Below are 13,890 nucleotides of genomic sequence, written 5' to 3' on the forward strand. Positions count from 1 at the left end.
CCGCTAGGGGACGCGCCTCTTCGAGTGCAGGAAGAAGCCGGCGACACCGATGAGGAGCAAGCCGCCGAAGATCAGCAGCGGGACGAAGCCGGTGTCCTGCGCGTCGGGCGCGGGGCCGCCGTCGCCGCGGGGCATCACTTGGGCGTTGTAGCCGCCGGCCTTGCCCTCCTGGGCGTACGGCGAACTCGCGAGCATGTCGCCGTACCGGCTGGAGACGGTCTTCTGATACTCCGCGAGGGTGGCCGAAGCACCGGCCGCGGAGCCGCTGGCACCCGAGTCGAGCAGCGTCACGTGGCCGTCGCGCAGCGCGTACCAGGCGTCGACCTGGGGTTCGTGGAGCAGCGTCGCTCCGGCGGGCAGCCGCCGCGCCAGTGCGCTTTCCCGGTCGCCCGACGCGATGTTGCCGACGCGCCAGGCGCCGTCGTCGCCGCGCACCGACCACACGGTCGCGGTCTGCCCGTCGGAGGCCTTCACCGGCACCGCGACGTAGGCGAGCCGTCCGGCGATCGCACCGTCACCGGCGACGAAATCCCTCGAAAGCTCGTAAACCGGGAAGGATTCGTCGACGACGCTGACCGACGGCGTGTGGCTCGAACCACCCATCTGCGTGAAGAAGCGGCCGAGCTCAGCACGGAGCGTGGGGTCGTCGGCAGCCGCCTTCGCGGCCGCGAGATCTTCACCCGACAGATGGTCCGCGCGCGCTCCTGGCGCCGAAATCAGCAGCGCGGCCGCGACCAGCCCGGCGAGCCCGAGGAACCGCCGCGCGCTCATCGCCGGATCCCGGTGAGCGTGTGGGTCCAGGTGAAGGACTTGTTGGCCGAGTAGAAGTCGTAGGTCGACCAGTTGTAGCGGTTGCCGGTGGGCAGTGGATCCCCCCACGCGACCCACTTCCGGCCGGCTTCGGCGCCGTAGAGGACGTGCATGTGGCCGCCGCCCGAGGCCCAGCCGACCCGCGTCTGGACGGGCTTGCCGTCGCCGGTCTGGGCCTGGACGGCGGCGAAGGGGATGCGGCCCTTGAGGTAGTTCCCCGGGGCCGAGAAGCCGAGCTTGCCGAAGGCGCGCCGGACGTCGCCCAGTGTTCCCGGCTTGTCGGCGCACTCCGGGCGGCGCTCGGCGTGGGCGATCCGGCAGAATTCGTTCTGGGTGACGGTCACGCCGTGGTGTGCCGCGATGGTGTTGCCGGAAGCCACCCAGCACCACTGGGACTTCTGCTGCGCCTGCATGGCGATGGGGTGCCGGCCGGCGGGCGCCGAGGGCAGCGCGCTCGCCGGGGTCTGGATCGCCAGCCACGCCACGAGACTCGCGGCGCCCGCGGCGCAAACCCTCCTCGAGAACACAGGCACGACGGGCCTCCTGGTCACCATGGCGAACCAATGTGGTCACAACGGTGAACAGCAGGCTCACAGAGAGCAAGATGGGCACTCGGCGGAACGGACCGTTCCGGGGCGTTTCCACACCCCGGAACGGTCACTCTTCCGGGGTCAACAACCCCGAACGGGGGACGTAGTGTTCACAGTGCGCTGCTAACGTGAACGTTCCGCGGTGTTCACGCTCAGCGCACACACTGGTCTGGTGAAGGGACGAGCGGTGACACGAGACGGGGATACCCCGACGATCATCGACGGCACACGCCGTCAACCGCTCGAAGCCTTGCCCAAGGAACTCGTCGAGGCCCTCCGCAGCGGCGAGTTCCACCACGCGCTCCGCCAGGCGATCGCCTATCGCGGCCTGTCGCTGGCCCGGCTCCGCGCCCACCTCGGGCTCCGCGGTGTCCAAATCGGACAGTCGACGTTGAGCTACTGGCAGCGCGGATTGCGCCAGCCGGAGGTACCCAAGGCGCTCCCGGCGGTACGCGCGCTGGAATCGGTGCTGCAGCTGCCCGCGGACGCGCTGGTCGTGCTGATCGGGCCACGGACGGCGCGGGCGCGCGGGCACCAGATGGCCGCGTCGTTCCACGACATCCGGTCCGGCGACATGGGCTCGATCGTCGACCAGCTGCTGGCCGAGCTCGGCGCGTACCCGTCTTCCAACCGGTACAACGCCGATCTCGAGATGCTCGCGGTGCACGACACGATCACCTTCGACGCCGCGCACCGGCAGGTCGGCCTCCAGACCCGGCTGGTGTGCCGGGCCCGGCGGCACGGCCCGGACCGGTACGTCACCGTCTACAACGGCGACCCCGGTTGCAACATCGGCGACGTCGAGCTGATCACCGCCGAGGGCTGCCGCGTCGGCCGGATCCGGCGCAACGCCGAAGCCGAGACCATGGCCACCGAGCTGCTCTTCGACCGGAAGCTCGCCGAGGGCGAGATCCACGTGTTCTGCTTCGAGGTCCGCGACGACTCGGGCACCGCTTCGCCCGGCTACTTCCGGATGCTGCGGGACCAGTGCGCCAGCTACCTGGTGCAGCTGAAGTTCGCGCTCGGCGCGCTGCCCGCCCGGTGCACCCGGCAGTTCCGGACGCGTGACGACGCCGTTCCCGTCGAGTCCGAGGAGCTGCCGCTCGACATGGGCGGGGTGACCAGCGGTTTCTTCAGCGACGCCGGGCCGGGGCTGGCCGGCATCGAAGTGGAGTGGCAGTAGCGTCCCCGTGCAATGAAGGACTCCTTCATCGCAAATTTTGCGATGAAGGAGTCCTTCATTGCAGCGGTCAGTACCGGTAGTGGTCGGTCTTGAACGGACCTTCGACGTCCACGTCGATGTACTCCGCCTGCTCCTTGGTCAGCTTCGTGAGCTCACCGCCGAGCGCGTCGAGGTGGATCTTCGCGACCTTTTCGTCGAGCTTCTTCGGGAGGCGGAAGACCTCCTTGTCGTACTCCTCGTGCTTGGTGAACAGCTCGATCTGCGCGATCACCTGGTTGGAGAAGCTGTTCGACATCACGAACGACGGGTGCCCGGTCGCGTTGCCCAGGTTCAGCAGGCGGCCCTCCGACAGCACGATGATGCTCTTGCCGTCCGGGAACACCCACTCGTCGACCTGCGGCTTGATGTTGACGCGCCGGATACCCGGGTAGCGCTGGAGGCCTGCCATGTCGAGCTCGTTGTCGAAGTGGCCGATGTTGCCGAGGATCGCCTGGTGCTTCATGCGCGCCATGTGCTCGACGAGCACGACGTCCTTGTTCCCGGTGGTCGTGATGATGATGTCGGCCTCGCCGAGGACGTTCTCCAGCTTCTTGACCTGGTAGCCGTCCATCGCCGCCTGCAGCGCGCAGATCGGGTCGATCTCGGTGACGATCACCCGCGCGCCCTGGCCGCGCAGCGATTCCGCGGCGCCCTTGCCGACGTCGCCGTAACCGCAGACGACCGCGACCTTGCCGCCGATGAGGACGTCGGTGCCGCGGTTGATGCCGTCGATCAGCGAATGCCGGATGCCGTAGCGGTTGTCGAACTTCGACTTGGTCACCGCGTCGTTCACGTTGATCGCCGGGAACAGCAGTTCACCGGCCGCGGCGAGCTGGTAGAGCCGCAACACGCCGGTGGTGGTCTCCTCGGTGACCCCGCGGACACCTTCGCCGATCTTGGTCCATTTGCCGGTGTCCGCCGCGACCGAGGCCCGCAGCAGTTCGAGGAACACGCGGAACTCGTCGGAGGTGTTCTCGTCCGGCGTGGGCACCACACCGGCCTTCTCGTACTCGGTTCCCTTGTGCACCAGCATGGTGGCGTCGCCGCCGTCGTCGAGGATCATGTTGGGACCTTCACCGTCCCAGGTCAGCATCCGCTCGGTGCACCACCAGTACTCCTCCAGCGACTCGCCCTTCCAGGCGAACACGGGGACACCCTTGGGTTCCTCGGGAGTGCCGTGCGGGCCGACGACGATCGCCGCGGCGGCGTGGTCCTGGGTGGAGAAGATGTTGCAGGAGGCCCAGCGCACCTCGGCACCCAGCGCGACGAGGGTTTCGATCAGCACCGCGGTCTGTACGGTCATGTGCAGCGAGCCCGAAACGCGGGCTCCCCGCAGGGGATACACCTCGGCGTATTCGCGGCGCAGCGCCATCAGGCCCGGCATCTCGTGCTCGGCGAGGCGGATCTCCTTGCGGCCGAACTCGGCGGCCTCGAGATCGGCGACGGCGAACTCGATGCCGTTGCGGGTGTCGTGCCGCTTGGCAACGCTTTCGGGGGTCATATGCGCGCTTCCTCCAAGGTTGGATGACACCTGAACAGTACCGTTGTCGGTTCAGTCCCCACTGGAACGGTTTGGAGGCTTCACCGTGGTCATGCCGGGTCCCGATACCCGCGTCGTCGAAATACGCGTACCCGGGCTAGTGGGCACGAGCGGTGAAAGCCTGCTGGATTCGACGTCGGTGGTCGACGTCGCGGGCGACGGCGTCGGCAGGCTGATCCGGCCGTCGGACCGGCTGCGCCGTCCCGCTCCCGGTCCGGTGCTGCCCGCGCTCGGCCGTTCGATCCCGCGCATCCTCGAAGGCTACCTGTGGAGCGGCATGACCTCGGGGGGCGCGGCGAAGGCGACGTGGGCGTTGCTGTTCCCGTTCTCGCTGGCGAACGTCGCGCACTGGATGCTTCCGCCGGTCCCGGAGGGCAGGCGTTCCGCGGCGCTGCTCGGCGGCGCCTGCCGCGGGCTGCTTCGAGTGGCCTCGCTGCTGCTGACGATGTTGCTGATCAGCCAGCTCGCGGTGGTCTCGCTCGACCTTTTCGCCGCGCAGTGTCTCGCGCCGGGCTCGACCTGTCTCGAAGGAGCGCCGTCGTTCCTGCGCGATTTCGCGCCGCTGCGGACGGCGATCGGCGTGCTGCCGTTGCTGGTGCTGATCTTCGTGCTCGACCGGATCCCTTCGTCGGACTGGCGTTCGCGGAACAGGGTGCACCGCGAGCACAGTTCGAGCCCCCTGCAACCGCAGGACCTGCCGCGGACGCCGGGATTGCGCACGCTGCACACCGTCGCCGCCTTGACCTGTGTCGCGCTTCCGTTGCTCGGCGGGCCGTTCCGGCTGCCGTCCACGACCTTCGACCTGATCGTCTGGATCTGCGCGCTGGCGCTCGTCTTCGCCGCGCTGGTGGCCTCGACGGTCGGCTTCTCGGCCGGGCCGGTGATCCGGGGCGGGCTGATCGCGTTCGCCGTCGTGCTGGTCGGGATCGCCGTCGTGCGCCGGACACCGCTGCCCGCGGGCCTGCCGGGCGGCGGGCTCGGCGGCGCCGACGGGACGGTCGAAGCGCTGGGCGCGGCGATGGTCACGGTGACCGTGCTCTTCGCACTGATGCTCGTCCCGGCGGCCCTGCTCGGCCGATCGACGTGGAAGCACCTGCCGCACCGGCTGCGGCCCTGGCTCGGCGGCTGGGCCGCGGCGCCGGTCGTCGCGCTGGCCGGGCTGCTCGGCGGCGGGTTCGGCGCGGGGCTCGCGGCCGTGCTGCGGCAGCTGGTCGGCGCGACCGATCTCCGGCTGCCCGACACCTACTCCCTGGTGACCGTGCTGTGGGGCGCCGGTCTCGCGCTCGCCCTCGTGCTCGGGGTGCTGGGCTTCGCGGTCGCCGTCCCGTTGCGACGGCTGCGCCGCGGTATCCCGAAGATCGTCGCACTGATGGAGATCGGCAAGGCGCAGGAAGAGGAGGCCGCCCGGGTATGGGCCCGTGCCTCGTGGGAACGCAAGCATCTGCACCATCTCGCGCTCACCGTGGCGCTCGCGATGGCGGCGGGTGGCGGCGTGCTCTTGGTGCTGCGCTTCGGTTTCGGCCCGCTGGGCGCCTGGTCCAAGCCGATCTCCGCGATCGGCGTGTTCGCGCTCGGCGCGATGGCGGCGGGGCTGCTGCGGGTCGTGTTCGCCGCCGCGACGACCCCCAAACGCAGCCGTCACCTCGGCGCGCTGGCCGATCTCGTGTGCTTCTGGCCGCGGGCCGCCCATCCGACCGTGCCGCCGAGTTACGCGCTCCGGGTGGTCCCGGAACTGGCGGACCGCGTCAAGGAACACCTGGCCGACCCCGGCACGCGGGTCGTGCTGTCCGGCTACAACCTCGGCAGCCTGCTGACCGTGCTCGCGGCCGCGCGCGTGATCGCCGACCTCCCGCCGGAGGACCGTGACCGCGTCGGGTTGCTGACCGCGGGCTCACCACTGCAATGGGGTTATCAGCGCGCCTTCCCCGCGATGCTGCCGCAGAACCAGCTTGCCGGGCTGTACGAAGGTCTCGACGGTCGCTGGCGCGCGTTGTGCCGCGGCACGGACATCTTCGGCGGCGGCGTCACGACGTGGCGGCATCGCGTGGTGGGCGGGAAACTGCTGGGCGACGGCTACCTGCCCGGCGGCGGGACCGGACCGCTGGCCGCCGAACCCGACGAGCAGGGTGTCCTGGTGCTCGGCGGCGATCACTGGCTGCCCGACCCGATGCGCGGCCCGACCGGACGGCACCGCTGGGCACCCGGCGTCCTCAAGCACACGGACTACGTCGTCGACGCCGAATGGGACAACGCCGTCGCGATGGCCGCCGGCCTCGGCCGTCCCCGCCCGAAGAACCCTTGGGGCGAGCAGGGTTCGCTGTTCGGGGACTTCCCGCAGATGCGCTGAAGGCCCCCTTCGCGAGGAAGAGGGCCTTCAGGCGTCAGCTAGTTTCAGTCGGTCTTGCCGCGGCGCACGCGCAGCAGGACCAGGACGCCGGCACCGGCCAGGACCAGCAGGCCACCGGCCCACAGCAGCCAGGCGTTGTCGAAACCGGTGTCCGCGAGGCCGCCACCGTTGCCGCCGTTGCCGTCGACCACGGGGGCCGGGGCGGTGGTGCTCGGGGCTTCGGACGTCTGGGACGGCTTGTCCGGGGAGGTCGGAGCCGTCGTCGGCGGCTTGGCCGTCGTGGTCTTCGTCGGCTCGCTCGGCTTCGTCGGCTCGGACGTCGGCGTCTTCTTCTCACCGCAGACGAACCAGTGGCTGATGGCCGCCTGCTGGTCCCCCTTGTTCAGCGGCGAACGCAGCTTCGTCCACGGCGGGTTCTCGGGCAGCCCCTTCTCACCGGGCACGTAGACGTTGTAGCCGTGGCCGCCCTTGACCACGATCGCCGTGACGGTGACGCCCTTGGCGACCGCGGTGATGTCGAGGGACAGCTCGTTGTCGCCACCGGTGAAGGTCAGCTCCGAGGTGGGAATCAGCTTGCCCGGGACCTTCGCACCCTCGCAGGTGGTGGCGTTGCTGCCCACGACCTGGGTCGCGCGGTCGTCGCTGCGGGTCGCGAGGGCGGTGCCGGCGGTCCCGACGAGGGCCACGGCGGCGAGGGCGACGACGGTGACGGCGGAACGGACACGCCGTCTGGGCTTGATCTGCATTCGGAGCTCTCCTGTACCGATCGGGGGACAAACGAGCAAAGCGTGATGCCACCTCCGAGGGAACGCGGTCAACTCGCGGTACATCCGCAGGAGTCGCGTTAACCCATCAGGGGGAGGCGAGGCCCCGGACGGTATCGCACACGGATTTTACGGCGGTAGCTGGACCCCCAGGTGTTATCTCCTCGAGACCGGACGGACCGGACACGGAAACGGCCCACCATCCACAAAGGAATGGTGGGCCGCCGAAACGAGAATGATCAGTCCGAAACGGACGTCGGCGCCTCGTCCTTCTTCTCCTTGCCGAGCAGCGAATGGCGACGGCTGTAGACGAAGTAGATGAGGACACCCAGCACCATCCACGCGATGAACCGCAACCAGGTCAAAACGGTCAGGTTCAGCATCAGCCACAGGCAGGCGAGGATCGCCAGGATCGGGACCACCGGCACCCACGGCACCCGGAAGGCGCGGGGCAGCTCCGGCCGCGTCTTGCGCAGCACCATCACGCCCGCGGACACCAGGATGAAGGCGAACAGCGTGCCGACGTTGACCATCTCTTCCAGCTTGTCGGCCGGGAAGAAGGTCGCGGCGACGGCGACCAGTCCGCCGACGACGATGGTCGCCCGCTTCGGCGTGCCGTTCGCACCCGTCTTCGCCAGCGAACGCGGCATGAGGCCGTCACGCGACATCGCGAAGATGATCCGGATCTGGCCCAGCATCAGGACCATGACGACGGTCGTCAGACCGGCGAGCGCACCGACGGAGATGATGTTGGCCGCCCAGTCGACGCCGTTGGCCGCGAACGCGGACGCGAGCGTCTTCTTGCCGCCGTCACCCGCCGAGGTGGCGAGCTCCTTGTAGTTCACCATGCCGACGACCACGAGCGACACGGCGACGTAGAGCACCGTGACGATGGCGAGCGAGCCGAAGATGCCGCGGGGCACGGCCTTCTGCGGGTTGCGGGTCTCCTCCGCGGTGGTCGCGACGATGTCGAAACCGATGAACGCGAAGAACACCAGCGACGCCGCGGCCAGCAGGCCGAAGACACCGAACGAGCTACTGCTGCTGCCCGCGAACACCGAGAACAGCGACTGGTCGACCCCCGTGGCGCCCGTCTCGGCGCCGCTCTGGGCCTCCGGGATGAACGGGCTGTAGTTGGAGCCCTTGATGTAGAAGATGCCGAGCACGATCACGAACAGCACCACCGCGACCTTGATCCCGGTGATCACCATCGAGAACCGCGAAGACAGCTTCGTGCCGAGGGCGAGCAGGGTCGCCAGCACCAGCACCACGATCAGGGCACCCCAGTCGACGGGGACACCGCCGATCTCGAACGTCGTCTTCGTGCCCTTGCCGAAGATGTAGGAGAGCACGGTTTCGAGATAGGCGGACCAGCCCTTCGACACCGCGGCCGCGCCGACCGCGAGTTCCAGGATGAGGTCCCAGCCGATGATCCACGCCATGAACTCGCCGAACGTGGCGTAGGAGAACGTGTACGCGCTCCCCGCCACCGGGACGGTCGACGCGAATTCCGCGTAACAGAGAGCCGCCAGCGCGCAGGCGATGGCGGCGAAGACGAACGAGAGCGACACCGACGGACCGGCGTAGTCGCCGGCCGTGCGCGCGGTGAGGGTGAAGATACCGGCACCGATGACGACGGCGACGCCGAAGACGGTCAGGTCCCACGCGCTCAGGTTCCGCCTGAGCTTGGTCCCCGGTTCGTCGGTGTCCGCGATGGACTGCTCGATGGATTTCGTACGCCACAGACCGTTTCCGGGCACCCTTGACCTCCTACACCTGACTGCGGTTCAAGGGACCCTATCGCCCGGTCGTGACGGCAGCGCGGTGGGAGAGCAACGAAGTACCCGGAGGTCGCGGCGGTAATCGGCGGAGTACGGACAGTTGCTCCGGATGGCGGTCGCACCTCGCCTGGCCCGGATGTCATGAAAGGGTCGTTCAGGACGAAAAATGTCCTGAACGACCCTTTCATGACATCCGTGAAGCGAGCCGGGACCGGGTCAGGCCAGCGCGCGGTCCAGGTCCGGCTCCAGATAGATTAGCTTCGCCGTCGGCACCTTCGCCCGCACACGCGCTTCGGCGTCGTCGATGGCTTGCGCGATCTCGGCGGTCTCCAGCCCCGGCACCAGCGCGAGCTTCGCGGCCACCAGCATCTCGTCCGGCCCGATGTACAGCGTCCGGATGTGGATGACCCGCTCGACCTTGCCCGCGGCGAGTTCGTCGACGATCACGTCGAGGTCGGCCTCGGAGGCGCCCTCGCCGATCAGCAGGCTCTTCATCTCGATGATCAGGATGATCGCGATGATGCCGAGCAGCACACCGATCGTCACGGTGCCGATGCCGTCCCACACCGGGTTCCCGGTGACGACCGACAGCCCGACCCCGCCGAGCGCGAACACCAGCCCGAACAGCGCGCCCGCGTCCTCCAGCAGGACCACCGGCAGTTCCGGCGTCTTGGCCTGGCGGATGAAGGCCCACCAGCCCGCGTCGCCCTTGATCTTCTTCGATTCCTGGATCGCGGTGTAGAAGCTGTAGCACTCCAGCCCGATCGCGACCACGAGGATGCCGACCGCGACCAGCGGCGAGGTCAGCTCCTCGGGATGCGAGATCTTGTGGATGCCCTCGTACAGCGCGAACACCGAGCCGAGGCTGAACAGCATCAGCGCGACGATGAACGAGTAGAAGTACCGGTCCCGCCCGAAGCCGAACGGGTGGGTGCGGGTCGCCTTGCGCTGCGAGGTCTTCTGGCCGAGCAGCAGCAGGCCCTGGTTCGAGGTGTCCGCGAGCGAGTGCACGGACTCGGCCAGCATCGAGGACGACCCCGTGATGAGGAAGCCGGTGAACTTCGCGGCCGCGATTCCGGCGTTCGCCACGAGCGCGGCGATGATCGCCTTGGTTCCGCCACCTGCAGACACGTGCAACTCCCCAATGGTGTCCCGATATGCCGGGTTCGAAGGCTAGCAGTGCAGATGAGCCGGTACACGGCGGGCGGGACAGGTCACAGAATTGTCGGGGCCCCTCGCTAGTCTCGCCCCTCTCATGACCTGGGGAGGTGCCCGTGCCGCGATTCGGCGTGCTCGGACCGTTGACGATCGAGGATCCGCCTGGGCGGCGCACGACGCCGCGCGGCGATCATCAGCGTGCCCTGCTGGCCGTCCTGCTGCTGAACGCGAACTCCTCCGTCCCGGTCGACGCCCTGGTCGAGACGCTCTGGCCGGACACACCGCCGAAGTCGTATTCGTCGAATCTGCACACGTACGTCTCCCGCCTGCGGGCCCGGTTCGAGGGGCTGGAGATCCAGCGGGACCCGCATGGCTACCGCCTGGTCGTCGAGCCCGCCGACCTCGATCTCCTGTCTTTCCGCGAAGCCGCCGCGGCCGGGAAGGCGTCGACGCGGGCGGGTGATCCGGCGACGGCCGCCGGGCACTACCGCCGGGCGCTGGCGGAATGGCGCGGGCCGGTCCTTTCCGGACTGCACATCCCCCGGCTCGACGCCGACGTCGCCCGGCTCGAGTCGGAGCGCCTCGCCGCCTTCGAAGACTGTGTCGACGCCGAGCTGTCCGACGGCAGGCACGGCGAACTCACCGGCGAGCTCCAGGCGATGATCACCGAGCATCCGCTGCGCGAGCGGCTGGCCGCGCAGCTGATGATCGCGTTGCACCGCGCCGGACGGCAGGCCGATTCACTCGCCGTCCACCGCGATCTGCGCGCCACCCTCGTCGAGGAGCTCGGCGTGGAGCCCGGGGCCGAGGTCCGCCGGGTGCACGCCGCGGTGCTGCGCGGCGAGGATCCGGTGCCCTCGGCCAAAACCGCGCCGATCTTCCCGATCTGCCAGCTGCCGCCGGACATCGCCGATCTCGCGGGCCGCGAGAGCGAGATCGCGAAGCTCTCCGGGCTGCTCGGCGACGGCACGGGCGTTCCGGTCGCGGTGATCACCGGCGAGCCGGGCGCGGGCAAATCCACCCTCGCGGTCGCCACCGCGCACAGGCTCCGCCGGTCCTTTCCGGACGGACAGCTGTTCGTCCCGCTGGCCGGCGCCTCCGACCCGCGCGACCTCTCCGACGTCCTCGGCGATCTGTTGCGCGCGCTGGGCGTCACCGGGCCCGCCATCCCGGACGACGTCGAGGCCAGGGCGGCGGTCTATCGAGGCCGTCTCGCCGATCGCCGGGTCCTCGTGGTGCTCGACGACGCCGCGAGCCCCGAGCAGGTCCGCGCGCTGCTGCCGGGCACGCCGGGCACCGCCGTCCTGATCACCAGCAGGCGACGGCTTTCCGGGCTCGCCGGGGCGGATCGTCTCCCCCTCGCGCCGCTGTCCGGCGCCGAGGCGATGACCCTGCTCGCCCGCCTCGCCGGACCGGACCGCGTGGGCGCCGAACGCGCGGACGCGGAACGGATCGCCAAGGCCTGCGGCAATCTCCCCCTGGCGTTGCGGATCGCGGGCAGCAGGCTCGCGATGCGGCCGGGGCTGCCGCTCGGGAAGCTCGCCGGACGGCTGGAGGACGAGGTCTCGCGCCTCGACGAGCTCCAGGTCAGCGATCTCCAGGTCCGCGGCAGCATCGCGTTGAGCTATCGGGCGCTGAGCCCGGCGGCGCGGCGCGCGTTCCGGCTGATCGGCCGCTGCCGCACCCTCGACCTGCCCGCGTGGGCGGTGACGACGCTGATCGATGACGAAGGCGCCGACGAGGCCATCGACGAACTCGTCGAGGCCAGCCTGCTCGAAGCCACCGGCCTCGATCCGACGGGCGAGCAGCGGTTCCGCGTGCACGACCTCGTCCGCGTGTTCGCCACGGAACTCGGCCGGGAGCTGGAGACCCGCGACGAGCGGGTGGCCACCGTCGCGAAGGTGTCGGACGCGGCGCTGTGCCTCGCCGACACGGCGGCCCGCCGCCTGCCGAGGACGGTGCCGATGCCGTTGTCGGATCACGATGTCCCCGCCCAGCCGCTGGAGGCCGAGCTGGTCGAGCGGCTGCTGCGTGATCCCGGCACGTGGTTCTCCGTGGAGCGGGCGAACCTGGTTTCCGCCGTCTCGTCGCTGTGCGCCGTGGGCTGGCGACGGAAAGCCTTGCGGATACTGGAAAGACTGAGCGCGTACCTGTATCTGCACAGTCATTACACCGACATGAGGACGGCGTACGAGACATTGCGCGACGCTGCCCGCGAGGCGGGCGACCGGCGCATCGCCGTCATCGCGGAGGCGAATCTGACGGTGCTGCTGCATGTCCGCGGCGAGTACGAACGCGCGGCCGAGGGCTATCGCGCCTGCTCGAAGGAATTGGCGGAACTGGGCGACCTCGCCACCCGGGCGTGGGTGGAGACCAATCTGGCGCACTGCCTGGTCGGGCTCGGCCGGGCCGGGGAATCGTTGCACGCCGCCACCCAGGCCCGCGAAATGTCCACTGTGGAGGATTCCGGGACCCATGCGAGACGAGCGGAATCCGCCGCCCTGCACCGGCTGGGCAAGATCTCCGAAGCACTGGAAATCGATCGCCGGATCCTCGCCCAGGCACGGGAATCCGCCGACGATCGGCAGCTCGGCGTTGCCCTGCAAGGACTTTCGTGGTCGCTGATGCTCGACGGCCGCCAGGAGGAGGCCCTGGCGACGATCGAGGAATCGGTCCGCGTCCTTCGCCGGACGACGGCGAAATCGGCGCTGGCGAAGTCTTTGCGCACCCAGGGCGCGATCCTCGCCGCCGCCGGGCGCCGCGACGGCGCGGTGAAGGCCTACGAGAACGCGCGGCGCCTGGCCGGCGCACTCGAAGAACGGCCGCGAGAGCTTTCCTGCACCCGCGCGATCGCGGCGAGCTGGATCGGCGACGGCCGGGCCGACCGCGCGATCCCCGTGTTGCGCCGATGTCTCGACGAATTCCGTGCCATGGGCGGGAAACCGGCGACGGGCCTCACCCTGCACGTGCTGCGCAGGGCGTACGAGGCCGTCGGGGAAACAGAAGCGGCCGAGGCGGCGGGTGAAGAGGCGAAGCGATTGGAAGTCCCCCACGACGCCAACGCTTCGACCCTCGTCCGGTTGCTGTTGTCGCTCACCGAACCCGCCCCGGCCTGACCGAGTGGTGCCCGACCCCTCAGACGGGCACCACCCGGAAGTCACCTGCACTTCACCAGGCGGCGAGCCGCGATCCCCGCCGTCCGGCGGAGAACCAGGCCAGCGCGATCGCCAGGACGCCGTTGGCCATGGCGTCCCACACCGGCGGCGAGGCGGCCCCGAGTCGCGAGACCGCGAACATGTTGATCAGCCCGGCGACGGTCAGCATCACGCGGACGGGCTGGGTGCCCGTCACCAACAGCGCGGCGGTGAGCAGCACCTGCGCGCCGAGCGAGACGAGCACGACCAGCGGGAGGTTCAGCCTGCTCTCCGCGCCCGCGGCGAGCTCGTGCAGGCCGCTCCCCGCGGCCTTGACCGACTCGATCGCGTCACCGGCGAGCCCCGCCATCGCCTGCGCCGAGCCGACCAGGTCCTGGCCGCTCGGCACAGGGAAGACCAGGTCGACGACCGGGACGAGCGCGGTCACGACGGCGAATCCGAGCGCGGCGAGCAGGACGGCAGGGCGCACGGGAACCGGCGCCCGGAAAGCACGTCCGCTCGCCGCGCCGGGATGGGAAGTCAC

10 protein-coding genes are annotated in these 13,890 nt (G+C 69.7%); 3 read left to right on the forward strand and 7 right to left on the reverse strand.

Translation table 11 applies throughout. The features are described from left to right. Window positions 1-3 precede the first annotated feature (3 nt). Complete coding sequence (locus DMC61_RS15865; RefSeq protein ID WP_125689899.1) at window positions 4-771, reverse strand: hypothetical protein; 768 nt, start codon at window positions 769-771, stop codon at window positions 4-6. Then, on the reverse strand, window positions 768-1,337 hold the full coding sequence (locus DMC61_RS15870; RefSeq protein ID WP_125689969.1) for a papain-like cysteine protease family protein: 570 nt from the start codon (window positions 1,335-1,337) through the stop codon (window positions 768-770). The genes DMC61_RS15865 and DMC61_RS15870 overlap by 4 nt, the downstream gene beginning before the upstream one ends. A 250-nt stretch (window positions 1,338-1,587) precedes the next feature. Between DMC61_RS15870 and DMC61_RS15875 the strand changes: the two genes are divergently transcribed. Next, window positions 1,588-2,583, forward strand: a complete 996-nt coding sequence (locus tag DMC61_RS15875) for a hypothetical protein (protein ID WP_038508582.1) — start codon at window positions 1,588-1,590, stop codon at window positions 2,581-2,583. A gap of 67 nt (window positions 2,584-2,650) precedes the next feature. On the opposite strand, the gene ahcY is transcribed toward DMC61_RS15875, so the two are convergent. Next, window positions 2,651-4,123: an adenosylhomocysteinase gene (gene ahcY / locus DMC61_RS15880; RefSeq protein WP_063277754.1), complete on the reverse strand. Its 1,473-nt coding sequence runs from the start codon at window positions 4,121-4,123 to the stop codon at window positions 2,651-2,653. 91 nt (window positions 4,124-4,214) lie between these two features. On the opposite strand from ahcY, the gene DMC61_RS15885 reads away from it, so the two are divergent. Further along, a complete protein-coding gene (locus DMC61_RS15885; RefSeq protein ID WP_233594817.1) occupies window positions 4,215-6,509 on the forward strand; it encodes a hypothetical protein in 2,295 nt (764 codons plus the stop codon). Between the two features lie 44 nt (window positions 6,510-6,553). On the opposite strand, the gene DMC61_RS15890 is transcribed toward DMC61_RS15885, so the two are convergent. From DMC61_RS15890 to DMC61_RS15900, 3 genes are all read right to left on the reverse strand, one after another. Further along, window positions 6,554-7,255, reverse strand: coding sequence for an LPXTG cell wall anchor domain-containing protein (locus tag DMC61_RS15890; RefSeq protein WP_125689900.1), 702 nt, complete (start codon window positions 7,253-7,255; stop codon window positions 6,554-6,556). Window positions 7,256-7,512: 257 nt separating this feature from the next. Beyond that, window positions 7,513-9,033 (reverse strand): amino acid permease, encoded by a 1,521-nt coding sequence (locus DMC61_RS15895; RefSeq protein WP_125689901.1) that lies wholly within the window; start codon window positions 9,031-9,033, stop codon window positions 7,513-7,515. Between the two features lie 237 nt (window positions 9,034-9,270). Beyond that, entirely contained in the window at window positions 9,271-10,185 is a 915-nt protein-coding gene (locus DMC61_RS15900) for a cation diffusion facilitator family transporter (protein WP_125689902.1), read from the reverse strand. A 143-nt stretch (window positions 10,186-10,328) separates the two neighbouring features. On the opposite strand from DMC61_RS15900, the gene DMC61_RS15905 reads away from it, so the two are divergent. Then, window positions 10,329-13,328: a BTAD domain-containing putative transcriptional regulator gene (locus tag DMC61_RS15905; protein ID WP_125689903.1), complete on the forward strand. Its 3,000-nt coding sequence runs from the start codon at window positions 10,329-10,331 to the stop codon at window positions 13,326-13,328. 52 nt (window positions 13,329-13,380) lie between these two features. Here DMC61_RS15905 and DMC61_RS15910 read toward each other — a convergent pair whose 3' ends face one another. Further along, window positions 13,381-13,890 (reverse strand): hypothetical protein, encoded by a 510-nt coding sequence (locus tag DMC61_RS15910; RefSeq protein WP_125689904.1) that lies wholly within the window; start codon window positions 13,888-13,890, stop codon window positions 13,381-13,383.

The sequence above is a fragment of the Amycolatopsis sp. WAC 04169 genome, from assembly GCF_003947535.1.
Taxonomy (GTDB): Bacteria; Actinomycetota; Actinomycetes; order Mycobacteriales; family Pseudonocardiaceae; genus Amycolatopsis; species Amycolatopsis keratiniphila.